This is a genomic window from Comamonas sp. JNW (assembly GCF_003105075.1).
Lineage (GTDB): Bacteria > Pseudomonadota > Gammaproteobacteria > Burkholderiales > Burkholderiaceae_C > Comamonas > Comamonas squillarum.
Map to the genome: position 1 here is coordinate 118,640 of NZ_QETI01000012.1, position 23,581 is coordinate 142,220.

A 23,581-nucleotide genomic window follows, 5' to 3' on the forward strand; every position below is an offset into this window, starting at 1 on the left:
TAAGCGCAACTCGAAAGGAAATCACATGTCTGACGAATCAGTGTTGATAGGTGTATTGCAACAGCGGGCCAGGAAATTGGAAGACCGGCGTCAATTCTTCAGAAAGACGGGAGGCGTGGCAGCAGGTATGGCGGGTGGGGCCATTTTGACGGCTTGCGGGGGTGGCGGCAGTGATGCCAATGCCCAGAACAACGGCCCGACCGATGTGGAGATCCTGAACTTTGCGCTGAACCTGGAATATCTGGAATCGCAGTTCTACCACTACGCAGTGTTTGGCACGGGGCTGCCCGCCAATATGCAGTCGGGCACCGGCACGCAGGGGGGCATCACCGGCGGGCGGGCGGTGGCGTTCAAGGATCCGCTGGTAGCGCAGTACGCCAAGGAGATCGCCCAGGACGAGGTGGCCCACGTGGCCTTTTTGCGCAAGGCCCTGGGCTCGGCCGCAGTGGCGCAGCCGCAGATCGACATTGGCGGCACGGACCCGAATGGGGCCTTCTCGGTGGCAGCGCGCGCTGCCGGTCTGGTGGGTGCGGGCGTGGCTTTCGATCCCTATGCCAGTGACGAGAACTTTTTGCTGGGCGCCTTTATCTTCGAGGACGTGGGCGTAACGGCCTACAAGGGCGCATCGCCGCTGATCACCAACAAGACCTACCTGGAAGCTGCTGCCGGCATTCTGTCTGCCGAGGCCTACCATGCAGGTTTGGTGCGCACGGTGCTCTATGCCAAGGGCCTCGCCACCCCCGCGCTGCGCTCGGCAGCCGGCGCCATCTCCGATGCGCGCGATAGCCTCGATGGCTCCTCCGATGTGGACCAGGGCATTACGGGGGATGACAGCACCTCCAATATCGTGCCCCTGGATGCTGACGGCATTGCCTACAGCCGCTCGCCAGGTGATGTGCTGAACATCGTCTACCTGACCAAGGACTCTGCCACCAAGGGCGGCTTCTTCCCAGCCGGTGTGAATGGTGCGTTAGTGATGAGCTCAGCCTTTGCTTAACTCGTAGCAACATCCTGCCCCGCTCTGGGGCAGGATTTCTACCAGGCGGGCCCGAGACCGTGGTATCTCTGCGAAGGAGTTGCGATGAAGTCCTTTTTTCCTCAATCCTTTGAAGCAGGCGCCCCCAGCAAGACGCGGCGCCTCAAACCCGGCATGTTGGCGCGCCGTTGTGTGGGGAGCTTGATCGTCTTGGCCGGTGCCGCCATCGTCACCGGTGATCTGCTGGCAATTCTCAGCAATGGGGACACGGCGGCAACACCCCCCTCCACCGCGCCGCACCAGGCACCAACGGCCAGATAAGAGCGTCCATGCCGCCGCCCACCTTCACCACACAAAACCCCTTGCGCAATCCAGCGCCCGAGCCAAAGCCAGAGCGCTGTGGCGCCATTGACCCAGACAATGGGAAGCTAGGCGATCCCAGCCTGCCGCAGGTTCACCGCAGCATTGCGGTGCCGCGCGGCACTGGCCGTTCGGCCAATGCACGGCGCATGCTGGCATTTGCCGGGCCCGGTTATTTGGTGGCGGTCGGGTATATGGACCCTGGCAACTGGGCCACCTCGATTGCGGGCGGTTCGCAGTTCGGCTACTCCTTGCTCGCGGTCATCTTTGCCTCCAATTTGATGGCGATGCTGTTCCAGGCGGCTGCTGTGCGCCTGGGCCTGGCCAGCGGCCGCGACCTGGCGCAGGCCTGCCGCGAACAATTTGCGCCACGCATCAACCTGATGCTGTGGTTCTTTTGCGAGATCGCCATCGTGGCCTGCAACCTGGCAGAGGTGTTGGGCATGGCCATCGGCCTGAACCTGTTGTTTGGCCTGCCACTGATCGCGGGCGTGTGCATCACCGTGGTCGATGTGATGCTGATTCTTGCGCTGCAAAGCCGGGGGTTTCGCGCGCTGGAATCGGTCGTCATCGGGCTGGTGGCCTTGATCGGCATTTGCTTCGGTGCCCAGCTGGTGTGGCTGCATCCACCGCTGGCCACGGTGCTGTCCGGGTTCATTCCGCGCTCCGAGATCGTCACCAATCCGGAGATGCTCTACCTGGCCGTCGGCATCGTCGGCGCAACTGTGATGCCGCACAACCTGTACCTGCACTCGGCCATCGTGCAGACGCGTGAACACAGCAAGACGCTGGAAGGCACACGCCAGGCGATCCGCTTTGCCACCATCGACTCGACCGTCGCATTGGGTTTGGCGCTGTTTGTCAACGCCGCCATCCTGGTCGTGGCGGCAGGCGCATTTAATCGCCCGGGCACACCACCCGTGACCGAGCTGTCAGACGCCTACCATTTGCTGTCGCCTGTCTTGGGCGTCGGCATTGCCAGCGCAGTGTTTGGCACCGCCCTGCTCGCCTCGGGCCTGAGCTCTTCGGTGACGGGCACCCTGGCGGGCCAGATCGTGATGGAAGGCTTTTTGCAGATTCGCCTGTCGCCCTCGATGCGGGCGCTGCTGACCCGGCTTATCGCCATCGTGCCCGCCGTCATCGCCACTGCCTGGTATGGCAGCGAAGGCGCCACGGCGTTGCTGGTGTTCAGCCAGGTGGTCCTCAGCATGCAGCTGCCCTTTGCCATTGTGCCGCTGTTAATGTTCACCACCCGCCGTCACGCACTGGGAGCGCTGACTTTTGGCAGGCCTATGGCCATCCTGTTGTGGAGTTGCGCTGCCGTCGTGGTGTCGCTGAACCTGTGGATGCTGCAAAGGCTGTTTTTCGCGACGGCGATATGAACCGTATCGAGCCTGGTGCTCAGGCTGTGAGGGGGAAGGCAGGAGACAGCGCAGCCTGCATCGGCGGCTGCTGTCAGCCCCATATAGGCTGCTAACGACATGAAAGCTAGTACGGCACGATGCAGGCATTCAGCTACAGTTCATGCCTGTGGATCGCCCGTCGCGCTTGCAATTGTGCTGAGGTGCGCACCGCAGTGCGATCCAAACTGTGAAGTAGAAAAGCATGTCCTTATTTGACCTCGATGCCATCGCCAATGGTCTGCCTGCTGCGTGGAACTCCACCGTGCTTGGCACCGTGGGATCGACCAACATCAAACTCGTGCGGATGGACCAGATGCCTTATGGCGAGGAAGTGCATGACTACGACGAGGCATTGCTGGTCGTGAGCGGCCAGATGATGCTGGAGGTAGCAGGCCAGGCCCTGTGCGTGGAAGCCGGTCAGATGTACATTGCCGAGGCAGGCATTCCTCATGCGGTTTTAGCCGGCAGCCAGGGCAGCCTGGTGATTGTGGACCTCTGAACTACGGGACCTGAGGTAATGAGCAGCGCTGCAAAAGCTGGGTCATCCCCATCCCCAACCGACCTATCGACGCCGCTCTGGCGGCGCTTCCCCAAAAAGGATCAGCATGAAAGTAGAAGGCCGGTGCCTATGCGGCGCCATTGAATTTGAGGCGGAAGTGCAGCCAGGCAGCATGACCATCTGCCATTGCCTTGATTGCCAAACGCACTCAGGCTCTGCCTTCAGAGCCAATATCTCCGCCCCTGCGGCCAGCTTCAGACTGACCAAGGGCATGCCGCGCACCTTCGTCAAGACAACGGCCAGCGGAAACAAGCGCAATCTTGCATTCTGTGAAAACTGTGGCAGCCCGCTGTATGCCTGCGCCGTGGAAAATCCGCAGGCCTACTCTCTGCGTACCGGCGTCCTTCAACAACGCGAGGCGCTGGAAAGCCCACAGCGAGAGATATGGACAAAGCGACGGAGAGCCTGGGTGGCGCTTGCAGGGGTGAGCGAAACGCACGACGGTCAACCCTGATGCAATGGTTTTTGTGGCAGAGTGGCGACGAGGAGCATGTGTGCCGACCGGATCAGCGGCATATGCGGCAGACAGCCAGCACATGGGTCCACTGAACGTCAGTCCCTGCGAGAGTCCGCGTCCGTTGAGAGCCCTACGCATCCATGCATTTCGCCATTCGTCAAGCAACAGCATCCGATGCAGATTCGGTCAGCCACCTTGTCACCGGCTTGGCGCATTACCTCCTGTCGGATCCGGCTTCTGGGGAGATCCGGCCTTTTATGGCCGGACTCACTTCTTCCGCCTACGCTGAGCGGATCGGGTCCTCTCCATTCAAGCACTACGTCGCCGAGGACGCTGCGGGAATATGTGGCGTTGTGGCGCTACGCGATGGGTCGCATGTCTTCCATCTTTTTGTGACGGCGGACGCCCAAGGCCAGGGTATCGCTCGTGCACTTCGGCAGCATGCCCAGTTGCGGTCAAACCATTCCACCTTCACCGTCAACGCATCTCTTAACGCAGTCCCGGTGTAGCTGTCTGCGTCTGACATTTCTTTGATGGACCTTGGCCCAAAGCTGGTACATCCCTGACAAATGGTTCCGCATCTCGTCCCGAGCGAAGTACTTGGCAGTCACCGCGCGATGCCCCGATACACCGCATCCCGCAACTCCGTCACAAACCGCCCCGACATCCCCTCGTACAAGGTATTCGTCAGCCCCACCACCGTCAGCCCTAGGGGCCGGTCCACCCACCAAGCATGGCCGTAAGCGCCACCCCAGCGCCAGGTGCCAAGCGATTCCGGCGACTGCGCCAGCTCAGGATCGCGCAGCACCGAGAAACCCAAACCAAACCCCAATCCCGGGCCGGCCGCCAGATCTCGCCCCTGGGTTTGGTCGCGTGCCATCTCGGCGATCAGGTGCTCCGGCAGCCAGCCATCTTGGCCAGTGCGCAATGCTTCCAGTAGGCACAGCACATCATCCGCTGTGCCAACCATGCCGGCGCCCCCGGAGGGAAAGGCGCCCGCATCCAAAGCGCGGGATGGGCTGTAGCGGATGCCCACCGTACCGTCGAAGGGGGCAACCACCTCGCCTTCCTGCAAGCGGTGTGGCACGGGGCCGCCGTTGACATAGGGCGTTGCCAGGCGCGCGGCATCGCGGCAGACAAAGCCGGCATCGGCCATGCCCAAGGGCTGCGTGACCAGTGCTTCCACTGCCAGCGGCAAGCGGGTGTTGCACACCGCTTCGACCAGGGCGCCCAGCACATCCACCGCCAAGGAGTAGCCCCAGCCGGTGCCGGGCTCGTAGAGCAGCGGCACGCTGGCGATGCGGCGCAGGTTCTCCTGCAGATCGATGCCGCTGGCATCCATGCCATCGGACACACCAGCTTGGGCATAGGGCCCTTGGTCGTCTGCCTCAAAAAAGCGGTAGCCCAGACCAGCGGTGTGGCTCAGCAGCTGGCGCAGGCTGATGCACGCCTCGCGCCCATCGGGCAAGCGGGGACGGAAGGCCGGCAGCCAGGTGGTGATGGGCTCGTCCAAGCCCAGGCGCCCATCTGCTACCAACCGCATCACGGCGGCACTGAGGACGGGCTTGCTGACGGAGGCCCAGCGAAACACGGTGTTCTCGGCCATCGCGGTGCGCGCCTCCCGGTCTGCCCAGCCTGCTGCGATGCGGCACAGCGCCTGGCCATGCTGGTAGACCAGCACCACGGCGCCCACCAGGCGCTGCTCGGCCAGGGCCCTATGCAACACCTCGGCAACCGGCGCCCACGGCCCAGCCAAGCCAACAACTACCTGCTGCACACCACTGCCGGGTGCGCCAGAAACTGAAAAACCCATAGCATCGCTACCTTGGTTGGAACACAGCCATTAGCTTAGGCAGCCTGTGATCTCAGAAAAACCAGGATAGAGTTCCATACTTTCATGACATTTATGTCCGCAATGAACCCAGGCTATACGGGCCAGAAACGCAGGTGAGAACACATGGATAGCCTCAACGCATTTACGGTGTTTGTGCAGGTGGCAGAGACGCGCAGCTTTACGGCAGCGGGCCGGCTGCTGGGTATTTCTGCCTCGGCCGTGGGCAAGAGTGTGGCGCGGCTGGAAGACAAGCTGGGCGTGCGCCTTTTCCACCGCAGCACGCGCAGCATTACGCCTACGGCCGAAGGCCTGCTGCTGCTCGAGCGCAGCAGGCGCATCCTGGCGGAGATCGAGGCGGCGCAAACGGAGCTGTCGCAGGCCTCATCGGCGCCCCGGGGGCGGCTGCGCGTGAGCCTGCCCTTGGTGAGCACCTTGGTGCTGCCGGTGTTGGCCGATTTCATGCGCGACTACCCCGATATCCAGCTGGACCTGGATTTTTCTGACCGCTTGGTGGATGTGGTGGAAGAAGGCTTTGATGCCGTGGTGCGCACGGGCGAGCCTGCCGATTCGCGCCTGGTGGCCCGCAAGCTGGGCCATTTCAAGATGCTGCTGGTGGCGTCGCCAGGCTACCTGGCCGCCCACGGCACCCCCCAGAAGGTGCAAGACCTGGCCTCTCACCGCTGCATGCATTTCCGCTGGCCGTACAGCGGCAAGCTGGAGGCCTGGCCGCTTCCCGCCGCGGACGATGGCGAGCCCGTCAACCTGCCGGTGTCCATGGTCTGCAACAATATCGAAACCCGCGCCTGCTTTGCGTTGCAGGGGCGCGGCATCGCCTGCCTTCCGGACTTTGCCATCGGCGACGCGCTGGCCGATGGCAGGCTGGTGCAGGTCATGCCCGGGCTGGCCGAGCGCACGGGGGTGTTCCACATTCTGTGGCCTGCGGGCCGGCATGCATCGCCCAAGGTCAGGGCGCTGGTGGACTATCTTTGCGAGCGGATGTTTGCGGCTGCGGACACGAAAACGCAGCCCGGCGGGGCAGGCAAACGGCGCGCTTGATCGCTGATGCGCTGCGCGACCTTGCCCCGATCGCCCTCGCCTGCCCATGCCCATGCCCATGCCCATGCCCATGCCCATGCCCATGCCGATGCGCTGTGCTTTGCTTATGCGGATACGTAGGCGGACGCAGCCCTGCGCTGCAAATAGTCCAGCATCGCACGCAGTTTGGGCGGTATGTGCGGCCCGGGGGCATGCAAGGCGTAGGCCATGCGCGGGGCGTAGCTGCCCGCCAGCTGCCAGCCGGGCAGCACCTGCACCAGGCTGCCGTTGGCAAGATGGCTGCGCGCGACAAAGTCGGCCATCAGCGCGATGCCAGAGGCAGCGCCATGCTGCAGCGCATTGAGCAAGCCCTGGCTGCTGGCAATGGTGATGGGGGTGTTCAGCCGCAGCTTGGTGGCAACAGTATTGGGCGCATCGGCTGGCACCAGCTCCACCAGGTTTTGGAAGGGGCCGTAGCCCAGGCTCATGCAGGGGTGGGCGAGCAGATCCTGTGGTTGGTTGATCGCCTGCCGGGATTGCAGATAAGCGGGATGCGCCACCAGGACATAGCCCACGCGCTGCAGCGGCCGGGCCACCATGGCGGGCGGTAGCGCATCGGCTGCAGTGATGCGGATCGCCAGATCCAGCCCTTCGGCGGTCAGGTCGGCCATGGTGTCGCTCATGCTCAGTTGCACCTGCACCTCGGGAAAGCGCGCGCAAAAGCCGGGCAGCAGCGGTGCCAGCCACCAATCGCCAAACACCAAGGGGGCGTTGATGCGCAAGATGCCCTGCGGCTGCTGGCGGTGGGCCGTCGCGCGTGATACCGCCTGCTCGGCGCTGTGCAGCATCAGCAGGCAATCGGCATGCACGGCCGCCCCCACCTCGGTCAGCGACAGGGACCGCGTCGTGCGGTGCAGCAGCTTGACGCCCAGTGCCGACTCCAGCCGGCCAATGCTGCGGCTGACAGCGCCGGTGGTAAGGCGCAACTGCCGCGCCGCGCCCGCAAAGCTGTGCTGGGCGACAACCTGTACAAAGACCTGCATATCGGCAAGCGGGAGGGTATCGGGGGTCATGGCATCTCAGTGTTGATTTGAAGACAATAATAAATTGAATCAAAGCCATATTGTTTAATGATTGCGTATGCATGACCATCGGAGCCATTGAATCCATCGAGATACCGCCATGAACGCCTCCAGCGCAGCAGCCATGCCCCAAGCGGCAGCGAACCCCACCAACAGCCACAGCACCGGCGGCACCTGGCGCATGGTCGCCGCGATGGTCTTGTCGGGGACGATTGGCCTGGCCGTCATCGAGAGCGGTTTGCCGGTGGAGCGCGTGGTGCTGCTGCGCTGTTTGCTCGGTGCACTGGGCCTGGGGCTGTGGCTATGGTGGCAGCGGGCCTGGGTGCGACCGGACCGGCGGGCCTGGACGGCGATGCTGATCGGCGGCCTGGCTTTGGTGGCCAACTGGGTGATGCTGTTCCACGCCTATGCCTATGTGGGCATCGCCATTGCCACGGTGGTCTACCATGTGCAGCCTTTTATGCTGGTGCTGGCCGCCGCCTTAGGGGGCGAGGCCATGGGCGGGCGCAAGCTGCTGTGGATGCTGCTGGCACTGGCGGGCGTGGTGCTGAGCAGTGGGCTGGGCAGCGAGGCCGCTGCCACCATCGCCGCGCAGGCGAGCGCGCCGGTCTGGGGCATTGTGCTGGCGCTGCTGGCCGCCGCCCTCTACACCGTGACGGTGGTCAGCACGCGGCGCGTCCAGGGCATTGCACCGGCGCAAATTGCGATGGTGCAGATGCTGGTGGGGGGCGCTGCGCTGGCGGTGTGGTCTGCACCGCAGCTGGTGCAGATGGTGGGGCCCAGCGCCCACCTGCCATCGGTCAAGACGCTTGTCTGCGTGCTGGTCTTGGGCCTGCTGCACACCGCGCTGATGTACGGACTGATGTATGGCGCCTTTCAGCGCCTGGGCCCAGCCGCCATTGCGATGCTGAGCTTTATCTACCCGGCAGTGGCCCTGGCCGTGGACTTGCTTTGGTTTGGTGCCCACCCCAGCACGCTCCAATGGTGGGGCATGGGCTTGATTGTGGCGGCGGTACTGGGCTTTCGCTGGCAGGATCTGCGGGGCGGAGAACGATCCACATAGATGCCTGCTTGGGGTTGAATCCAGATTCGTCCGATCCGCCGCACTGTCTTCGCTGGCAATAATTCAGGCTCGCTCTCAAACGACGCCTTTGGCCCCATCCCCATCCGCTGCCAGCTTACGGAGCAAGAGTTTTGCAGAGACTGGTGGGTACCGCCGGGTCCATATAGTTGGCCGTTCACTCCACCAGCCCCATCGGCAGCGCAGCCGATTCATCCATGGCTTTTGAGGGTAATCAAGGTCTTTTTGACCTGGCCCCGGTAGGACAGCTCGTCGCCGTCATAGGCCGCCCGCTCCTTCCAGGTCTGGCGGGCAGGAGGCGCATCTTCCGAGTAGGAAATGCGCTCCGTCTCCAGCCGTGATTTCTGGATATCCGTCATCTTGGAGGGCTTGGCCTTTAGGTTGAGTTTCATGACCCGTTGATCCTGTTCAGTGCGGGGGTAGAGAGTACGCCTCGCGGGCATCTCATCGCCCCTGTCTTCATGCTGAGATGAAATAGATTTCGTGCAAGCGCTCTGCCACACGCCGCTCGGCCTGCAGGCGATAGCCTTTGGATTTCCAGATATCAACCTGTGCCGTGGTCTGATTCTTGGCCACCCGCCGCGTGTTTCTGGCGCCCAGTCGGCCCAGATAGATGTCGTAAAACGTCTCCATCCCTACTCCTGTAAAAAGGCAAGCGCCGATGCTGGCAGGCAGGCTGAGCATGGGAACATGCGGACCTCCGGTCTCGTGCGGGTACATCAGGAAGGATTGCCTCACCCCACGGTACTCCTTTTAATGACCTTAAACCGCGCAACCCCAAAATCTCTGCCGGACGCAGGCAGCCCAACAGTCCGAGCCCGCCATGGTCTGGACGGAGGAGATTTCTTTTCGGCTTGTCTCACTTGGATTTCTCGCCGCTCCATGCCCGACAAAAGACGGCTGACTGGAAGGCGGTAATCACCGTTGAAAATGCCCAGTTTGGCGTTGGACCCAAGAGCGCTAACTGCATAAAACGCTGCTATGTGATCTCACGAAATCGTCCATGGACTCGCATCTGCGCCCAGCTCTCACATAACCAGGCATTCGATGCACCTGGCCATGGTCTGAACGCGGGCTTGTGCAATCCGCTCGCCATCCTTGAGAAAAATACAGCTGCACCCGCTGCAATGCCACCCCGCTGACTTTATAGCCATCGCTGCATTATTGGCAATTATTGACCCGCATCAAATACCACATCAACCGCATCTACCACGACACAGGAGATTCATCATAAAAAATCACTTACGCGCTGGAAACCGTTTTATCCCCGATGCGCTTCATTTAATTAAATTCAGGATAGCCATTTGAGTGGAATTATCCAAACTGAGATGCTGGTTACAGCAGCAATGCAAAAAATATGCATTTTTATGCTTTTATTCTCTTTGCTTTGCAATATAAGTGGCGTTTCCGCATTTATTTTTTGAGAAAGTGTGTGAGCTTGCTATCCAAAAATATGGCCTACGCCACTTGTCTGCTGATGGGAGGGCTTGTAGCAACGCCCGCTTGGTCGGCTGATTGCGTCAGCGGCGTCAATACGGCCAATTGCAGCGTACCGGCTGGTTCAAGCTCGGTCGTAATCGAAGTCTGGGGCGGCGGGGGTGGATCGGGAGGCGGCGATATCGGCATCGATGGCGGCGGCGGCGGGGGCGGTAGCGCCTACTGCAAGGGCAGCTTCAGTTTGGCCGCTGCACAGAGCTGACGATCAGCACTGGAACGGGTGGCACTGGTGGCGGCCTCGATGGCACAGCGGGTACCGCATCGACGGTGAGCTGGACGGGCGGCTCCATCACCGTCGCAGGGGGCGATGGCGCTACAGGCTCAACCGGTGGCGCAGGCGGAGCAGCTTGCAGTGGTTCTGGATTGACCGGTTTCTCAGGCGGCGCAGGCGCGGCTGGCGCGCCCACACCCACGGTGGAAGGCGGGGGCGGCGGCGGCTCTGCAGGCTCGGCGGCCAATGGTCTGCCCGGTGTCGGCTTGGTCGGCGGCATCGCCGTGGCAGATGGTGGCAAGGGCGGGAATGAAGAAGCGGCCGGCGGCGCGCCAGGCGGTGGCGGCGGCGGCAGCCGGGTGGGCATCGGCTTTGATGGTGGTGCCGGTCAAGTCAAGCTGAGCTTTGTCTCGCCTCCGGTAGCCAGCCCTACTGCGGTACCCACCCTTGGCCAGTGGAGTGTTCTGGCACTGAGCGGGACGCTGGCCATCGCCCGGCTTGGCAGGTCTGGGCCGCCGCAAACGCCAGTAAGGTCAGGACAGGAGGCAGTGGGCAGAGCGGCGGCTGCCCCTCCTCACAAGGGGACAGGCTTCGGCTGCCTTGCATCCTCGATGTGGCGCTCGCCACGCTCTTGACAAGAAATTTATCGCACACCGTAGTGGGCAAGCAACTCAGCGCTCCAGACAAGCCCGAGGAGACGCCAGAATGCTGTCGATGCGCTTCAAGTCTCAGCCCTCGATGGCATGGAACAAAGGCAAGGCCCACCTAAAACACCACTACGGTAGCGAGATGCTCTTCAATATTGACCTGAAAGCGATTCTGATTGCATTCGCCGTGAGTTATGGCGCAGTCACGCTGCTGCTGCAAAACATCACATTTGCGCTACTGGCCGCGTTGTTGCCCGATACCGCCCTCTATGGATTCGCCCCGCTTTTTCTCCTCGCGCTGTTCCTGTTGTTCACGCCCGTGCTCTCGGGCTATGTCGTGGCCAAATTGGCACGCAACCGGCCGCAACTCCATGTGTTGCTGAGCGCGCTGCTGGGTGCAGCGTTGTATGCGATTTTCAGCAAGTCGCATCCCCTGGTCTGGGCTTCTATCCCTTTGGTCTTGACCTGGCTGGGCCTCGCCCTCCTGGCCTGGAAGAACAAACGCCACTAGTGATCCACGCCTCAAGATGGGCTTGTTTTGCCAGAGGCCCGGCGCTCGGCATACCCAATGGCCAGCCCCATCACCATCACACCAGCTATCTGCAGCGCCCCCAACCTGTGGCCAAAATACTGCCAGTCCACCACGATCGCGATCGCCGGGTAGACAAACTGCAGCACTGCAATGCGCCCCGTCGGTAGCCGGGCCATGCCGATGTAGATCAAGGCATAGGCGGCGGCGGTATGCACCAGCCCCAGGGCAGCCAACCAGCCCCAAGCGGCACCCCAGGCCGGCCAGCCTTGCGTGGCGGGCGCCAGCCACAGCACGGCGCTGCCAACAGCGCATTGCCACCAGGCCAGCACACCGGCCGGCATGGCACGCAGGCGCCGCGCGATGACGGTGACCGCAGCAGTCAACAATGCGCCCAGCAAGCACATGCCCACGCCCCACCAGTACTGCGGCTGGGCGCCCTGCTGCGATGCGGCCTGCTGCAAAACGCCGGTGGCCAGCACCAGCCCGAGCATAGCCAGCGCGACTGCGGCCACCCTGTGCCTGCCCGGCCGCTCGCCCAGGCACAGCGCGCCAAGCACCAACACCCACATCGGCTGCATATGGAACAGCACCACCGCTACCCCGGCGGAGATGCGCTCCATCGCCGCGAAGAACAGCACCCAGCCCAGCACCATCAAGGCGCTGGCCAGCAGCACCCAGCCCGCCGTGCTGGGTGCCAGCCGCAGAACATGCAGCTGCCGGCGCCACAGCAACCAGGCCGTCAGCCCCAGAAGCCCGAAGGCACAGCGGAACCAGGTCGCCGTCAGAGCCCCGGCCTCGGCCATGTGTACAAAAATGCCGATGCTGCCCAAGAGCGCACTGCCCAGCACAAAGGGCAGCACGCCGCCCAGGGCCTTGCCCTGCGTAACAGATACAGTGGGTGCGGATCGGTCCATGTTTGCAGCGGTCATGCGCGCAGGGTGGGGATGTGGGCTCATGGCCGCCAGTGTGCTGCGCAGACTACTTATCGAAAAGCGCATAATTCATGCATCAGCTATTCGTTTATCGAAACCCCATGCCAGCAAGCTCGCAAGACCTACAGATGGATTGGCTCAAGTGCTTTGTCGCCGTGGTCGATACCGGATCCCTCTCGGGCGCTGCCGGCGAGGTGCACCGCTCCCAGTCTGCGGTCAGCATGCAGCTCAAAAAACTGGAGGCCGCTGTCGGCCACTGCCTGCTCGAACGCGACAGCCGCAGCCAGCAACTCACCGCAGAAGGCCAGAGGCTGCTGGGCTATGCGCGGCGCATTCTGGATCTGCACAGCGAGGCACAGTTTGCGCTGCAGGGAGAGGCGCTCAAAGGCAGCGTGCGCCTGGGGGTGCCCGATGACTATGCAGCCAGGTACCTCACGCCCGTGCTCAGGCGCTTTGCCCCCCGCCACAGCGGCGTGGAGATCGTGCTCAGCTGCGAGCAATCGACCGCGCTGATTCCCCGTGTGGCGGCCGGCGATCTGGATCTGGCCTTGGTGTCGCGCGACCACGCCCGTAGGGGTACCCTGCTCTTTCATGAGCCCATGGTCTGGGTTGGCTCCGAGCACTTTGCACTGTGGCGGCGGGACCCGCTGCCCATCGCGGTGTACGAAGAAGCCAGCCTGGCCAGGCGCGGTGCCCTGCATTCGCTGGCCCTGCAAGGGCGCCAGCACCGCGTGGTCTACAACAGCTCCAGCCTGGCCGGGCAGATTGCCGCGGTGGAGAGTGGCCTGGCCGTTGCGGCACTGACCCAGTGCAGCGCGCCGCCCCATCTGCAGGTGCTGGGCAGCAAGCATGGGCTGGGCCCCTTGGCACCGATGGAGGTCGCCGTCTACCGCAGCAAGGAATCACGGCGCTCCAAGGCGGTAGACAGCTTGTACCGCCTGCTGGTGCATACGCTGAGGCAGGCGCAAGCGCCGGGGTAGTCCCAGGCAAGTGCCGTGGCGAGCAATGAATTCATAATTCATATAGAATTCTTGAATTATTCAGACCTCCTGCCATGCCGAGCCCTTCACCCCAGCCTTCCAACGATCTGCACCAGGCTATCGAGCGCGCACTGGCCAGCGGCCCGCGCTCTGGCCAGCAGCTGGTAGAGGCGCTGGGCATCAGCCAGCCAACGCTGTCCCGAGCTATTCGCGAACTATCGACCCGCGTCACCATGTTCCGTGAGCCGGGCCAGCGCACACCGCAGTACGCGTTGCTGCGCAAGCTGCCACTGGGGCTCAAGCCGCGCCAGCGCGTATACCGCTTTCTCTCCAGCGGCCACATCGTTCCCTATGCGGATCTTGAATTTCTCGTGGGTGGCGGCACGCTCGAGCGCGGGGATGCGAGCGCCATTCGCCTCTACGAAGGCCTGCCCCCCTATATGCTGTTCGCTGCGCCATCGGGGTTTCTGGGCCGGCAGCTCGCGCAAACGGCAGCCCTGCACCAGCCCTTCCCCGCCAGCTTGCGCGACTGGAGCGACGACCACCGCATTGCGTTTCTGTTCACCCAAGGCATGAATCTGCCGGGCAACCTGATCTTTGGCGATATCCCCTTGCAGCGGGAAATGGATTTGCTGCGCCAGCCCCGTCCACAAACGCAAGACAAGCTCGACGTGTATGTCGCGCTGGCGCAGCAGCTCAAGAACGAATCCTATGGCTCAAGCGCCGGTGGCGAACAGCCCAAGTTTCTTTGGGTGGCCGAAGACACGGGATCGGTGATCGTCAAGTTCGCGCGCAGCGGCAGCCGCATGGCAGAGCTTCTGCCGCTTGAGCACCTGGCGCTGGCATCACTCGCCAACGTGGGTGTGCCCACCGCCAAGACCCAGCTGCTGGCGCGCGGCGAGTTTGTGTTTTTGGAAGTGCAGCGCTTTGACCGCGTTGGCAAGCAAGGGCGACTGGGCATGCTCTCGGCCGGCGCCGTCGATGACGAGTTCTTTGGTGCGCGCGATACCTGGCCCGAGTTCGCCGCACGCTGCGTGAACGCAGACTACTTCAGCCCCCAGCATGCCGAGCATGTGGCCGTGATGGCCGCGTTCAGCGAGCTCATTGGCAATACCGACCGGCATTTCGAGAACATTTCGCTGCTGATTGGCGACGATGGCGAGTACCTGGGCATTGCCCCGGCCTACGACATCCTGCCGATGCGCTACGCCTCCATCGGCGGCGGGCTGGACCCCGAGCTGGTACCGATCGAGCCCAAGGTCAGCACCATTGGCGCCATCCCCAAGGTGTGGAGCCTGGCCGCACGTGCGGCCGATGCCTTCTGGGAAGCGGCCAGCGATGCCCAGCTGGCAGCACCGACCTCTGCGGCCATGCGGGCGCTGGCGCTGCGCAACCGCGAGGTCGCGCGGGCGTTTGCAGCGCCGCTGTTGCCGTCGCCATAAGCAAGTTCAGAGGCACCGGGGCCATCAACACTTGCCCAGCTCAGCGTTACTGCGTGTCTATCTCCTCGGCCACCCGCCCAAACCGCTCATAAATCGACTGTCCCCCCGACAGCAAATCGGTCTGGATCGCCACGCGCGCGGCATGCGGGTCGTTGCGGCGCAGGGCTTCGACAACGGGGTAGTGGTGGTCGATCATGCTGCGGCCCCCTTCGCTGTAGCTCTGGGCGATCAGCGGGCCCATCTTCAGCCACAGGCCGTACAAGATATCGGACAGCAGCGGCATGCGGGCCAGCTGGCACAGCGCAAAGTGAAAATCCTGGTTCAGCGCAATCGCCTGGGCAATATCACCGCGCCGCACCGCGTCCTCGTTGTGCTGCACCTGCTCGGCCAGGCGCTGCACTTCGTCAGGCGTGGCGCGCACGGCGGCCTGGCTGGCGGCCATGCCTTCGAGCTCCACACGGATATTGCGGATCTCCAGGTACTCGTCCAAGGTCAGGCGCCGCACCCGTATATCGCGGGGGCTGAGCATCACCAGCACGCCGTGCTGCACCAGGCGCAGGATGGCATCGCGCACAGGCGTCACGCTGGTGCCCATCTGCGCGGCCAGCTCGCGGATCTTGAGACGCTCACCCGGTAGCAACTGCCCTTTGACCAGCGCCTGCGCCAGCTGGGCATAGATCTGATCGCCCTTGCTCTCGGTGTTGACGCTCTCGAATCGGTCTGCCATCTGCCATTGCTCCTCGCGATGCTTGTTGTGATTTCGGTCTGCCAAGGCGGTGCTGACCACCCACCGTTTATGCAGCAAGATGCATCATAAGCCTTCATTGGCGCATGCAGGTTTATCCCGATGCCATTGAGCGAAGTTGCTGTTTAAATCTTCTTATCCAATTTATGATGCATCAAACATCAAATAGAGGTATGCACTGCTTTGACTGGACTGATCGCCCTTTGCGCCGGTCTGACCAAGCAGCGCGCCCTTGCACCACTGGCCGCCGCATCCCATGAACAGCTCCCCTTTAGCCTCTATAGCCCTTGCCGAAACGAACGAGCCGGATGCCTTGGCCCAAGCCAGCCAGGCCTTTTTGACGGCCGTGCCCCAGGTCACCACAGAACAAGCGCAGGCACTGGCCTGGGAGGCCTATGGCATCCAAGGCAATGCGCAACCCCTGTCCGGAGAGCGGGACCGCAACTTTCTGGTTCGCACAGCCGACGGCAGCGCCGTGACCCTCAAGTTCATCAGCGCGGCCGAATCCTTGGCAGAAACAGAGATGCAGATAGCGGTGCTCAAGCACCTGGCAGGCCGCTGCGCCGTGCCGGTGCCACTGCACCATCCGCTGCGACTGCCCACCGCTACCCAAGCCAGCGCCCGCGTCCACACCAGCCCCCTCACCAGATCCGTTACCAGCCACGTTACCAGCCCCGATTGGCTGGACTGGCGCAGCCCGGCGGGCGAGCATTTGCGGGTGCGCTGCTACAGCTTTCTCGATGGCAAGGCGGGCAGTGATCTGCAGCGCAGTGGCGCCGCCTGGCAGGCCTGGGGCCTGGCGATTGCCCAGTTGCATGGTGCCTTGGCAGACTTTGCCCACCCGGCCACCGAGCGCCCCTTTTTATGGGATGCACGCCGCGCACCACTGCTGCGACCCTGGCTGGAGGTGGTGGACGATGCGCAACTGCGCGCGCAGATTGCAGCATTCTGGGCCGTGTTTGAACAGCGGCTGGTACAGCTGGGTCCGCAGCTGCCCACGCAGACCATCCACAACGACCTCTCGCCCAGCAACCTGCTGGCGAGCGACAACGGCCTGGGCATTGCCGGCGTGCTGGATTTTGGCGACATGCTGCTGGCCCCGCGCGTGGCCGATCTGGCCATTTCCGCCTCTTACCAAATGCCGCTGACCGACGCGCCCGATGCCGCGCTGGCCGCGATGCTGGCGGGCTACGAAAGCCTGCTGCCGCTGACGGCTGCCGAGCATGCCTTGCTGCCTGATCTGATCCTCGCACGGCTCACGCAGCGCATGGTGATTACCGCCTGGCGCGCCCGCCTCTACCCCGACAACCGCGTCTATATCCTGCGCAGCCAGGCCACGGCCACGGCCTTGTTCCGCCGCATGATTGGCGACTGGCTGCAAACCCATGGCGCGCAGGCCGACCACCGTGCCGACACCCATCCCACCGCCGCCTGACCTCACCCGGAGCACCACCTGATGCCAACCCTCTCTGCCGACGACCAGCGCCTGCTTGCGCGCCGCCAAAGTGCGCTGGGCCCCTCTTACCGCCTGTTCTACGATGAGCCCCTGCACCCGGTGCGCGGCGAAGGCGTCTGGCTGTTCGATGCCGATGGCCGCCGCTACCTCGATGCCTACAACAACGTGCCGGTGGTGGGGCATGCCAACGCGGCGGTGAACGCGGCGCTCATCGCGCAAAGCCAGTTGCTCAACACGCACACCCGCTACCTGCATGACAACGTGGTGCAGCTGGCCGAGCGGCTGCGCGCGCTTTTTCCCGTAGAGCTGGACACCAGCGTGTTCACCTGCACCGGCAGCGAGGCCAATGACCTGGCCTTGCGCGTGGCGCAAGAATTTACCGGCCGCCGGGGCCTGATCATCACCCGCCATGCCTACCATGGTGTGACCATGGCGTTGGCCCAATGCTCGCCCTCGCTGTGCCCGCCAGCAGACCATGTCGAAGTCATTGATCCGCCCGCCTTCCAGGGCGTGGATGCCCAGGCCGCCGCAGCCGCCTTTGACCAGCGGGTCGATGAGGCCGCCTCCGCGCTGGAGGCGCGTGGCTCGCCGGTCAGCGCCCTGCTGCTCGATACCGTATTTGCCAGCGACGGCGTGCATATGGATGCCGCGCCAATTTTGGAAGCCGCAGCCCAGGCGGTGCGCAGGCGCGGGGGCCTGTTCATTGCCGACGAGGTACAAGGCGGTTTTTGCCGCACCGGCCGCTGGTGGGCCTTTGGCCGCGAATCGGTGGTGCCCGATATGGTCACCATGGGCAAACCGATGGGCAATGGCCACCCGATTGCGGCCCTGGTGCTCAAGACGCCGCTGATGGAGGTATTTGGCAAGCGCTGCCGCTACTTCAACACCTTTGGCGGCAACACGGTATCAGCCGCAGTAGCCATGGCGGTGCTCGATGAGTTGGAGCGCATCGATGCCCCCGCCCATGTGCTCCGCGTCGGCGGCCATCTGCAGCAGGCGCTGCAGTCGCTGACGGCGCAGCACAGTGCCATCACCCAGATCCGGGGCGAAGGCCTGTACTGGGGCGTGCAGTTGGAGAGCGGCAGCCTGGCCAGCGCCGTTGTCAACCACCTGCGCCAGGCCGGCGTGCTGATCAGCACCAGTGGCCCGCTGGGCGATACGCTCAAGATCCGCCCGCCGCTGCCCTTTGAGACCGAACACGCCGATCTGCTGGCCGGCGCGCTCGATGAGGCCTTGCGGGCCCGGGCCTGAGGGTGCGGCCCATGCCCAGTGCAAGCACATCTGCCTCATCGCAGCCCGTGGCCCTGGTCAGCGGCGCCGGGCGCGGCCTGGGCCTGGCCATTGCGCAAGAGCTGCTGGCCCATGGCTGGCGCGTCAGCATAGGCACGCGCCAAGCGGTACCGCAACTGGCACGCCATGGCGCTGCACAGCTGCAGCGCAGCCACTTTGATGCGCTCGACGCGGGCAGCGAAACCCGCTGGATCGCCGAGGCCGCCGCACATTTTGGGCGCATCGATTCCATCGTCCACAATGCCGGCGTGCTCAGCACCGACAGTGTCTTGACCGCCAGCGATGGCGAGTTTGACCGGCTGATGGCCATCAATGTGAAGTCACCGATGCGGCTGACGCGCCAAGTCTGGCCTTATTTGCAGCAGTCACCCAATGGCAAGGTGGTGGTCATGGCGTCGCTGGCCGGCAAGCGGGTGCGGGCGCCCGAGGGCTCGCTCTACGCCATCAGCAAGCATGCGGCCCTCGCGCTGGCCCATGGCATACGCCACTGCGGCGGGGCCGACCGCATCCGCTGCACCGCCATCTGCCCGGGTTTTGTCGACACCGACATGGCCGGTGGCGTGCAGCCTGCGCTGCGCGCCCAGATCAGCCAACCGGCCGATATCGCCACCCTGGTGCGCACAGTGCTGGAGCTGCCTGCCAGCGCCAGCGTGGCCGAGATCGCGGTGAACTGGCAGGTGGAATCGCAGTACTAGCTTTGCCTCAGCGGGCCGTCCAGCTGCGCTACACTCAGCCGCTGCGGAACTTTCTGCCCCCTGCCCTGTCTCAACCCTCCATGCGTGCCTGTCTGTCCCTGTTGCTGATGCTGATGCTGGCCCTGCGCGGCCTCATGGGCGACGCCATGGCGATGGGCATGGTGGCACCGGTGATGCCTGCCGCCATGGCCGCACACCACGCCAGCAGCATGGCGGACCATGCCGACATGGCCACAGACCATGTGATGGCGGCCAGCAGCCACGGCGGCAGCGGCAGCCCAGTCGCCCACCACAGCGACCCAAGCAACCCAAGCGACCACAGCCAGCACGACCCGGCCCAGCATGGCGCCAGCTGCTCGGCCTGCGGCATCTGCCACTCCGCTGTGGATCTGTTCAACGGCGCGGGTTTTGCAGCCCTCGCCGCCCCTTCGCTGGCCCGCGCCAGCGGCAGCGCGCTGTTTGCCAGCGCCCTGCTCGCCCAAGCCTCCAAACCACCCATTTCCTGATCGCTGACACCCGAGGTGCGTCCGCATGGCAGCTGCCGTGCAGGCGTCTTTTGACCACGCTTTCAGGAGAGTCCTATGCGCACTGCGCATGTCTTGCGCTGGCTTGCCGGCGCCGGCGGCCTGGCTGTTACCAGCTGGCTATCTGCCCAAACGGCGGCCCCGCTCGCCACCGACCCCCACGCGCCCACATCGGCGCTCCAGCACCGGCCCCTGGCCAAGAGCGGCCGCATTGTCGACGAGCCCGGCGATTGGCGCCAGGCCAATGCAGCGGTGGCTGCTTTTGGCCGTGGCCATGCCGACGTCATCGCCTGGGAAAAGGCCCAGGCGGGCCCCGGCGGCGCCCAGGCCATGCCGGCCAGCCGGGTGGATGCCCACAGCCATGAAGCGCATGGCGACCACAGCGCGCACGGCCAGCCCCGCGCGCAGGGGGGCCAGCGATGAAGCGCCTGAGCCTTCGCCTCTCGTCCCTCGCCACTGCATTGCTGCTGGCCGGCTGCGCCAGCGTCTCGCCAGATGGCCTTCGCAGCGATGTGGCAAAACAAATGGAGGGCCGTCTGCCCGCCCAGGCCCAGCTGCCCGCAGCCGATGCACAGAGCCAGCAGTCGGCACAGACGCACATTGATGCCTGGCTGCAGCAGCCGCTGGATGCCGATACGGCCGTGCGCATTGCACTGTTGAACAACCCGGGCCTACAGCTCCTGCTGGCGCAGTTGGGCATTGCCGATGCCCAGCGGGTGCAGGCCATCACCCTGCCCAACCCGAGCCTGACCTTGGGCTGGTTTCGCAACGGCCGTGAGCGCGAGATCGAGCGCAAGCTGGGCTTTGGCCTGGTCGATCTGCTCACCCTGCCCTGGCGCAGCCGCTGGCAAGGCTGGCAGTTGGAGCAGGCCACGTTGGAGGCGGCGCAGCAAACCTTGCTGCTGGCCGCAGACACACGCCGCGCCTGGTTGAATGCCGTGGCCGCCGAGCAAGCGCTGGCCGCCCACACCCGCATGCATGATGCTGCTGCACTGGGCGGCGAGCTGGCCCGGCGCATGGCGGCCGTGGGCAATTTCAGCAAACTCGACCAGGCGCGTGAGCTGGCCCAGCAGCAGCAAGCGGCCGCGCAGCTGCTGCGGGCCGAGTTGGCAGCGCAACAGGCGCGCGCGCAATTGGCCCAGCGCATGGGCCTGTGGGGCCCGCAGCTCGATTTTGTGTTGCCCCAGGCCCTGCCGCAGTTGCCCAAAAGCGCCAGCGATTTGCGCAGCGGCGACGATGCCGAGGCCACCGCGCTGCGCGAACGCCTGGACCTGGGCGCACTGCGCCGCAATCTGGAAGTGAGCACCGATCGCCAAGGCTGGGCCGCCTTGGGCGCCGTGTTTGGCGACATCGGCGCCAGCTACAGCCGCAACACCAGCACCGAGCGCGATAGCGGCCACCAGGATCGCACCCGGGGCTGGGAGCTGGATGTGCCCTTGCCGCTGTTCGACTGGGGGTCGGCCGCCAGCGCCATGGCGCGCCACCAGGTGCAAGCCAATGCGGCGCAGCTGCGCGAGAGCGCCATCCGTGCGCGCAGCGAGGCCCGCAGCAGCTGGCGCGCTTACCGCACCGCCTGGGACCTGGCCCACCAGCAGCAGACCGAAGTGCTGCCACTCGCGCAACTGGTGCAGCAAGAGACTATCTACCGCTACAACGGCATGTTGCTCAGCATCTGGCAGCTGCTGGCCCACGCCCGCAGCACCACCCAGGCGGTGCTCACGGCGACCGAGGCGCAGCGCGACTTCTGGCTCGCCGAGACCGATCTGCAACTGGCGCTGAGCGGCACATCGCCGCAACCCGCAGCCGCCAGCGCGCGCGCAGCCAGCAACAGCGCCGTGCCTGCCGCCCCCGCAACCCAACCACAGGGCCACTGATATGCAACGCCGTCAATTTTTCTCCGGCGCCGCCTCGGCCTTGGCCGCTGCCGCCGTCAGCCCAGTGGCCATGGCCGCCCTGCCCGAGCCCGTCATCCAGACCAGCGCCGATACTGCCCCGCCACTGGCGCCGCCCAATGGCCGGCCCTACCAGCCGGTGGTCACCCTCAATGGCTGGACCCTGCCCTGGCGCATGAACGCTGGCGTCAAGGAGTTCCACCTGGTGGCCGAGGCCGTAGTGCGCGAGGTGGCACCGGGCTTTTTTGTCAATATGTGGGGTTACAACGGCCAATCGCCCGGTCCCACCATCGAAGTGGTCGAAGGCGACCGGGTGCGCATCTTTGTCACCAACCGCCTGCCCGAAGCCACAACGGTGCACTGGCATGGCCAGCGCCTGCCCAATGGCATGGATGGCGTGGGCGGACTCAACCAGCCCCACATCCCACCGGGCAAGACCTTTGTCTACGAGTTCGAGGCGCGCCGGCCTGGCACCTTCATGTACCACCCGCATTCGGACGAGATGGTGCAGATGGCGATGGGCATGATGGGCCTGTGGATCACCCACCCCAAGGGCCGCCACCCGCAGATTGCCGAGGTGGCGCGTGACTACGCCTTTCTGCTCAGCGCCTATGCGGTGGAGCCCGGCGCGATGACGCCCAAGGTGGCCGAGATGACGGACTTCAACATCTGGACCTTCAACAGCCGGGCCTTCCCTGCGATCACGCCGCTGGTCGCAGGCCTGGGCGAGCGGGTGCGCATCCGCGTGGGCAACCTCACGATGACCAACCACCCCATCCATATCCATGGCCATGAGTTTGAGGTGACCGGCACCGACGGCGGCCCGGTGCCGCGCAGCGCGCGCTGGCCCGAGGTGACCACCGATGTGGCCGTGGGTCAGATGCGCCAGATCGAGCTGATCGCCGACGAACCGGGCGACTGGGCCTTTCACTGCCACAAAAGCCACCACACCATGGGCGCCATGGGCCACGATGTGCCAACGATGATTGGCGTGGACCACAAAGGCCTGGTCGGCCAGATCCAGAAGATCGTGCCCGACTACATGCTGATGGGCGAGCGCGGCATGGGCGACATGGGCGCGATGCAAATGCCGCTGCCCGACAACACCTTCCCGATGATGACCGGCAAGGGCCCCTTCGGCAATATCGAGATGGGTGGCATGTTCACCAGCTTCAAGGTGCGCCGGGGCCTGGCCGCGCAGGACTACCGCGACCCCGGCTGGTATGCCCAGCCCCAGGGCACCGTGGCCTACGAGTGGCCGGGGGCGCCGCTGGATGCGCAAGCGCCGCGCCAGAGCCTGCCCGGCACGGCGCCCGGCGCGCCCAGCGTGCACAAGCCCGCCGCAGGCAGCGGCCATGCCAACCATTGAACCCCGGAGTCATCCCATGAACACCATCCCAAAAATACTGGCCTGTGCGCTGCTGGCCAGCGCCAGCAGCGCCTTTGCCCATGGCAGCGAAAGCCATGCAGCCACCCCAGCAACCGCCCATGCCACCCTGGCGGCCACCAAGGAACAAAAGGACTGGGGCATCGCCGGCGATCCCCGGCAGGCCACACGCAGCATCGCGCTGAACATGGGCGATGACATGCGCTTCTCGCCCGCGCACTTCACGGTGAAAAAGGGCGAAACCCTGCGCCTGCGTGTCGTCAACCAGGGCCAGGTCATGCACGAGGTGGTGCTGGGCACCAAGGCCTCGCTTGCGCAACACGCGCAGATGATGCTCAAGTACCCCGGCATGGAGCATGCCGAGCCCTACATGGCGCATGTCGCTCCGCAAAAAAGCGAGGACCTGGTCTGGCACTTCAACCGCGCCGGCAGTTTTGACTTTGCCTGCCTGATCCCCGGCCACTACCAGGCCGGGATGGCCGGCACCTTCACGGTCACCGAATGATGACGCGCCACAGCCCAAGACCAGCGATGCCCAAGCCCCACACCTACCAACGCCGCCAG

General features: G+C 64.4%; 27 protein-coding genes. 20 read left to right on the top strand and 7 right to left on the bottom strand.

Annotated elements, in window-relative coordinates:
• Positions 1-25: 25 nt before the first annotated feature.
• From DCO45_RS17185 to DCO45_RS17210, 6 genes are all read left to right on the top strand, one after another.
• Complete coding sequence (locus tag DCO45_RS17185; protein ID WP_116926954.1) at positions 26-997, top strand: ferritin-like domain-containing protein; 972 nt, start codon at positions 26-28, stop codon at positions 995-997.
• Positions 998-1,081: 84 nt separating this feature from the next.
• Positions 1,082-1,297 carry a hypothetical protein gene (locus DCO45_RS17190; RefSeq protein WP_116926955.1) on the top strand — a complete coding sequence of 72 codons (216 nt, stop codon included), beginning with the start codon at positions 1,082-1,084 and terminating at the stop codon, positions 1,295-1,297.
• Between the two features lie 8 nt (positions 1,298-1,305).
• Positions 1,306-2,718 (top strand): Nramp family divalent metal transporter, encoded by a 1,413-nt coding sequence (locus tag DCO45_RS17195; RefSeq protein WP_116926956.1) that lies wholly within the window; start codon positions 1,306-1,308, stop codon positions 2,716-2,718.
• A gap of 223 nt (positions 2,719-2,941) precedes the next feature.
• Entirely contained in the window at positions 2,942-3,238 is a 297-nt protein-coding gene (locus DCO45_RS17200) for a cupin domain-containing protein (protein WP_116926957.1), read from the top strand.
• 106 nt (positions 3,239-3,344) lie between these two features.
• Positions 3,345-3,752 carry a GFA family protein gene (locus tag DCO45_RS17205; RefSeq protein WP_116926958.1) on the top strand — a complete coding sequence of 136 codons (408 nt, stop codon included), beginning with the start codon at positions 3,345-3,347 and terminating at the stop codon, positions 3,750-3,752.
• A gap of 143 nt (positions 3,753-3,895) precedes the next feature.
• The gene (locus tag DCO45_RS17210; RefSeq protein WP_116926959.1) at positions 3,896-4,264 is read left to right on the top strand and encodes a GNAT family N-acetyltransferase; all 369 of its coding nucleotides are present in this window, start codon (positions 3,896-3,898) and stop codon (positions 4,262-4,264) included.
• 98 nt (positions 4,265-4,362) lie between these two features.
• Here the strand turns inward: DCO45_RS17210 and DCO45_RS17215 are convergent, their stop codons facing one another.
• A complete protein-coding gene (locus DCO45_RS17215; RefSeq protein WP_116926960.1) occupies positions 4,363-5,568 on the bottom strand; it encodes a serine hydrolase domain-containing protein in 1,206 nt (401 codons plus the stop codon).
• 144 nt (positions 5,569-5,712) lie between these two features.
• Here DCO45_RS17215 and DCO45_RS17220 point away from each other — a divergent pair, with 144 nt between their 5' ends.
• The gene (locus DCO45_RS17220) at positions 5,713-6,645 is read left to right on the top strand and encodes a LysR family transcriptional regulator (RefSeq protein ID WP_116926961.1); all 933 of its coding nucleotides are present in this window, start codon (positions 5,713-5,715) and stop codon (positions 6,643-6,645) included.
• 104 nt (positions 6,646-6,749) lie between these two features.
• Here the strand turns inward: DCO45_RS17220 and DCO45_RS17225 are convergent, their stop codons facing one another.
• Positions 6,750-7,697, bottom strand: coding sequence for a LysR family transcriptional regulator (locus DCO45_RS17225; protein WP_116926962.1), 948 nt, complete (start codon positions 7,695-7,697; stop codon positions 6,750-6,752).
• Positions 7,698-7,806: 109 nt separating this feature from the next.
• On the opposite strand from DCO45_RS17225, the gene DCO45_RS17230 reads away from it, so the two are divergent.
• The gene (locus DCO45_RS17230) at positions 7,807-8,769 is read left to right on the top strand and encodes a DMT family transporter (RefSeq protein ID WP_243419398.1); all 963 of its coding nucleotides are present in this window, start codon (positions 7,807-7,809) and stop codon (positions 8,767-8,769) included.
• Between the two features lie 209 nt (positions 8,770-8,978).
• Here DCO45_RS17230 and DCO45_RS17235 read toward each other — a convergent pair whose 3' ends face one another.
• Positions 8,979-9,179 (bottom strand): hypothetical protein, encoded by a 201-nt coding sequence (locus DCO45_RS17235; protein WP_133248190.1) that lies wholly within the window; start codon positions 9,177-9,179, stop codon positions 8,979-8,981.
• A gap of 67 nt (positions 9,180-9,246) precedes the next feature.
• The gene (locus DCO45_RS23025; RefSeq protein ID WP_165841217.1) at positions 9,247-9,420 is read right to left on the bottom strand and encodes a hypothetical protein; all 174 of its coding nucleotides are present in this window, start codon (positions 9,418-9,420) and stop codon (positions 9,247-9,249) included.
• Between the two features lie 724 nt (positions 9,421-10,144).
• Between DCO45_RS23025 and DCO45_RS22755 the strand changes: the two genes are divergently transcribed.
• The gene (locus DCO45_RS22755) at positions 10,145-10,486 is read left to right on the top strand and encodes a hypothetical protein (RefSeq protein ID WP_133248191.1); all 342 of its coding nucleotides are present in this window, start codon (positions 10,145-10,147) and stop codon (positions 10,484-10,486) included.
• 173 nt (positions 10,487-10,659) lie between these two features.
• On the opposite strand, the gene DCO45_RS17240 is transcribed toward DCO45_RS22755, so the two are convergent.
• Positions 10,660-10,887 (bottom strand): hypothetical protein, encoded by a 228-nt coding sequence (locus DCO45_RS17240; protein ID WP_116926964.1) that lies wholly within the window; start codon positions 10,885-10,887, stop codon positions 10,660-10,662.
• A gap of 313 nt (positions 10,888-11,200) precedes the next feature.
• Here DCO45_RS17240 and DCO45_RS17245 point away from each other — a divergent pair, with 313 nt between their 5' ends.
• The gene (locus DCO45_RS17245) at positions 11,201-11,653 is read left to right on the top strand and encodes a hypothetical protein (RefSeq protein ID WP_133248192.1); all 453 of its coding nucleotides are present in this window, start codon (positions 11,201-11,203) and stop codon (positions 11,651-11,653) included.
• Positions 11,654-11,664: 11 nt separating this feature from the next.
• Here the strand turns inward: DCO45_RS17245 and DCO45_RS17250 are convergent, their stop codons facing one another.
• Positions 11,665-12,603, bottom strand: coding sequence for a DMT family transporter (locus DCO45_RS17250; protein ID WP_279324825.1), 939 nt, complete (start codon positions 12,601-12,603; stop codon positions 11,665-11,667).
• Positions 12,604-12,707: 104 nt separating this feature from the next.
• Here DCO45_RS17250 and DCO45_RS17255 point away from each other — a divergent pair, with 104 nt between their 5' ends.
• Both DCO45_RS17255 and DCO45_RS17260 read left to right on the top strand, forming a co-directional pair.
• Positions 12,708-13,586: a LysR substrate-binding domain-containing protein gene (locus DCO45_RS17255; protein ID WP_116926966.1), complete on the top strand. Its 879-nt coding sequence runs from the start codon at positions 12,708-12,710 to the stop codon at positions 13,584-13,586.
• 74 nt (positions 13,587-13,660) lie between these two features.
• Positions 13,661-15,028, top strand: a complete 1,368-nt coding sequence (locus DCO45_RS17260) for a HipA domain-containing protein (RefSeq protein WP_116926967.1) — start codon at positions 13,661-13,663, stop codon at positions 15,026-15,028.
• Positions 15,029-15,074: 46 nt separating this feature from the next.
• Here the strand turns inward: DCO45_RS17260 and DCO45_RS17265 are convergent, their stop codons facing one another.
• Positions 15,075-15,755, bottom strand: coding sequence for a GntR family transcriptional regulator (locus tag DCO45_RS17265; protein ID WP_116926999.1), 681 nt, complete (start codon positions 15,753-15,755; stop codon positions 15,075-15,077).
• 331 nt (positions 15,756-16,086) lie between these two features.
• On the opposite strand from DCO45_RS17265, the gene DCO45_RS17270 reads away from it, so the two are divergent.
• The 8 genes from DCO45_RS17270 to DCO45_RS17305 all read left to right on the top strand — a co-directional run bounded on the left by DCO45_RS17270 (position 16,087) and on the right by DCO45_RS17305 (position 23,522).
• A complete protein-coding gene (locus DCO45_RS17270; RefSeq protein ID WP_165841218.1) occupies positions 16,087-17,208 on the top strand; it encodes a phosphotransferase in 1,122 nt (373 codons plus the stop codon).
• A gap of 21 nt (positions 17,209-17,229) precedes the next feature.
• Positions 17,230-18,480 (top strand): aminotransferase class III-fold pyridoxal phosphate-dependent enzyme, encoded by a 1,251-nt coding sequence (locus DCO45_RS17275; protein WP_116926969.1) that lies wholly within the window; start codon positions 17,230-17,232, stop codon positions 18,478-18,480.
• A gap of 11 nt (positions 18,481-18,491) precedes the next feature.
• Positions 18,492-19,214, top strand: a complete 723-nt coding sequence (locus tag DCO45_RS17280) for an SDR family NAD(P)-dependent oxidoreductase (RefSeq protein WP_116926970.1) — start codon at positions 18,492-18,494, stop codon at positions 19,212-19,214.
• Between the two features lie 80 nt (positions 19,215-19,294).
• A complete protein-coding gene (locus DCO45_RS17285) occupies positions 19,295-19,720 on the top strand; it encodes a hypothetical protein (protein WP_116926971.1) in 426 nt (141 codons plus the stop codon).
• Between the two features lie 75 nt (positions 19,721-19,795).
• A complete protein-coding gene (locus DCO45_RS17290) occupies positions 19,796-20,161 on the top strand; it encodes a hypothetical protein (protein ID WP_116926972.1) in 366 nt (121 codons plus the stop codon).
• Complete coding sequence (locus tag DCO45_RS17295; RefSeq protein WP_116926973.1) at positions 20,158-21,612, top strand: TolC family protein; 1,455 nt, start codon at positions 20,158-20,160, stop codon at positions 21,610-21,612. The genes DCO45_RS17290 and DCO45_RS17295 overlap by 4 nt, the downstream gene beginning before the upstream one ends.
• A gap of 1 nt (position 21,613) precedes the next feature.
• Positions 21,614-22,999, top strand: a complete 1,386-nt coding sequence (locus DCO45_RS17300) for a copper oxidase (protein WP_116926974.1) — start codon at positions 21,614-21,616, stop codon at positions 22,997-22,999.
• 16 nt (positions 23,000-23,015) lie between these two features.
• Entirely contained in the window at positions 23,016-23,522 is a 507-nt protein-coding gene (locus tag DCO45_RS17305) for a cupredoxin family protein (RefSeq protein ID WP_116926975.1), read from the top strand.
• Positions 23,523-23,581: the final 59 nt, after the last annotated feature.

Excerpts from the sequence above, each read along its gene's own strand:
- DCO45_RS17220 (WP_116926961.1), top strand. The coding sequence starts at position 5,713 with ATGGATAGCCTCAACGCATTTACGGTGTTTGTGCAGGTGGCAGAGACG.
- DCO45_RS17295 (WP_116926973.1), top strand. The coding sequence starts at position 20,158 with ATGAAGCGCCTGAGCCTTCGCCTCTCGTCCCTCGCCACTGCATTGCTG.
- DCO45_RS22755 (WP_133248191.1), top strand. The coding sequence starts at position 10,145 with ATGCATTTTTATGCTTTTATTCTCTTTGCTTTGCAATATAAGTGGCGT.
- DCO45_RS17290 (WP_116926972.1), top strand. The coding sequence starts at position 19,796 with ATGCGCACTGCGCATGTCTTGCGCTGGCTTGCCGGCGCCGGCGGCCTG.
- DCO45_RS17195 (WP_116926956.1), top strand. The coding sequence starts at position 1,306 with ATGCCGCCGCCCACCTTCACCACACAAAACCCCTTGCGCAATCCAGCG.
- DCO45_RS17280 (WP_116926970.1), top strand. The coding sequence starts at position 18,492 with ATGCCCAGTGCAAGCACATCTGCCTCATCGCAGCCCGTGGCCCTGGTC.
- DCO45_RS17260 (WP_116926967.1), top strand. The coding sequence starts at position 13,661 with ATGCCGAGCCCTTCACCCCAGCCTTCCAACGATCTGCACCAGGCTATC.
- DCO45_RS17215 (WP_116926960.1), bottom strand. The coding sequence starts at position 5,568 with ATGGGTTTTTCAGTTTCTGGCGCACCCGGCAGTGGTGTGCAGCAGGTA.
- DCO45_RS17225 (WP_116926962.1), bottom strand. The coding sequence starts at position 7,697 with ATGACCCCCGATACCCTCCCGCTTGCCGATATGCAGGTCTTTGTACAG.
- DCO45_RS17305 (WP_116926975.1), top strand. The coding sequence starts at position 23,016 with ATGAACACCATCCCAAAAATACTGGCCTGTGCGCTGCTGGCCAGCGCC.
- DCO45_RS17300 (WP_116926974.1), top strand. The coding sequence starts at position 21,614 with ATGCAACGCCGTCAATTTTTCTCCGGCGCCGCCTCGGCCTTGGCCGCT.
- DCO45_RS17210 (WP_116926959.1), top strand. The coding sequence starts at position 3,896 with ATGCATTTCGCCATTCGTCAAGCAACAGCATCCGATGCAGATTCGGTC.
- DCO45_RS17205 (WP_116926958.1), top strand. The coding sequence starts at position 3,345 with ATGAAAGTAGAAGGCCGGTGCCTATGCGGCGCCATTGAATTTGAGGCG.
- DCO45_RS17190 (WP_116926955.1), top strand. The coding sequence starts at position 1,082 with ATGAAGTCCTTTTTTCCTCAATCCTTTGAAGCAGGCGCCCCCAGCAAG.
- DCO45_RS17230 (WP_243419398.1), top strand. The coding sequence starts at position 7,807 with ATGAACGCCTCCAGCGCAGCAGCCATGCCCCAAGCGGCAGCGAACCCC.
- DCO45_RS17285 (WP_116926971.1), top strand. The coding sequence starts at position 19,295 with ATGCGTGCCTGTCTGTCCCTGTTGCTGATGCTGATGCTGGCCCTGCGC.
- DCO45_RS17245 (WP_133248192.1), top strand. The coding sequence starts at position 11,201 with ATGCTGTCGATGCGCTTCAAGTCTCAGCCCTCGATGGCATGGAACAAA.
- DCO45_RS17235 (WP_133248190.1), bottom strand. The coding sequence starts at position 9,179 with ATGAAACTCAACCTAAAGGCCAAGCCCTCCAAGATGACGGATATCCAG.
- DCO45_RS17275 (WP_116926969.1), top strand. The coding sequence starts at position 17,230 with ATGCCAACCCTCTCTGCCGACGACCAGCGCCTGCTTGCGCGCCGCCAA.
- DCO45_RS17200 (WP_116926957.1), top strand. The coding sequence starts at position 2,942 with ATGTCCTTATTTGACCTCGATGCCATCGCCAATGGTCTGCCTGCTGCG.
- DCO45_RS17250 (WP_279324825.1), bottom strand. The coding sequence starts at position 12,603 with ATGACCGCTGCAAACATGGACCGATCCGCACCCACTGTATCTGTTACG.
- DCO45_RS17185 (WP_116926954.1), top strand. The coding sequence starts at position 26 with ATGTCTGACGAATCAGTGTTGATAGGTGTATTGCAACAGCGGGCCAGG.
- DCO45_RS17265 (WP_116926999.1), bottom strand. The coding sequence starts at position 15,755 with ATGGCAGACCGATTCGAGAGCGTCAACACCGAGAGCAAGGGCGATCAG.
- DCO45_RS17255 (WP_116926966.1), top strand. The coding sequence starts at position 12,708 with ATGCCAGCAAGCTCGCAAGACCTACAGATGGATTGGCTCAAGTGCTTT.
- DCO45_RS23025 (WP_165841217.1), bottom strand. The coding sequence starts at position 9,420 with ATGGAGACGTTTTACGACATCTATCTGGGCCGACTGGGCGCCAGAAAC.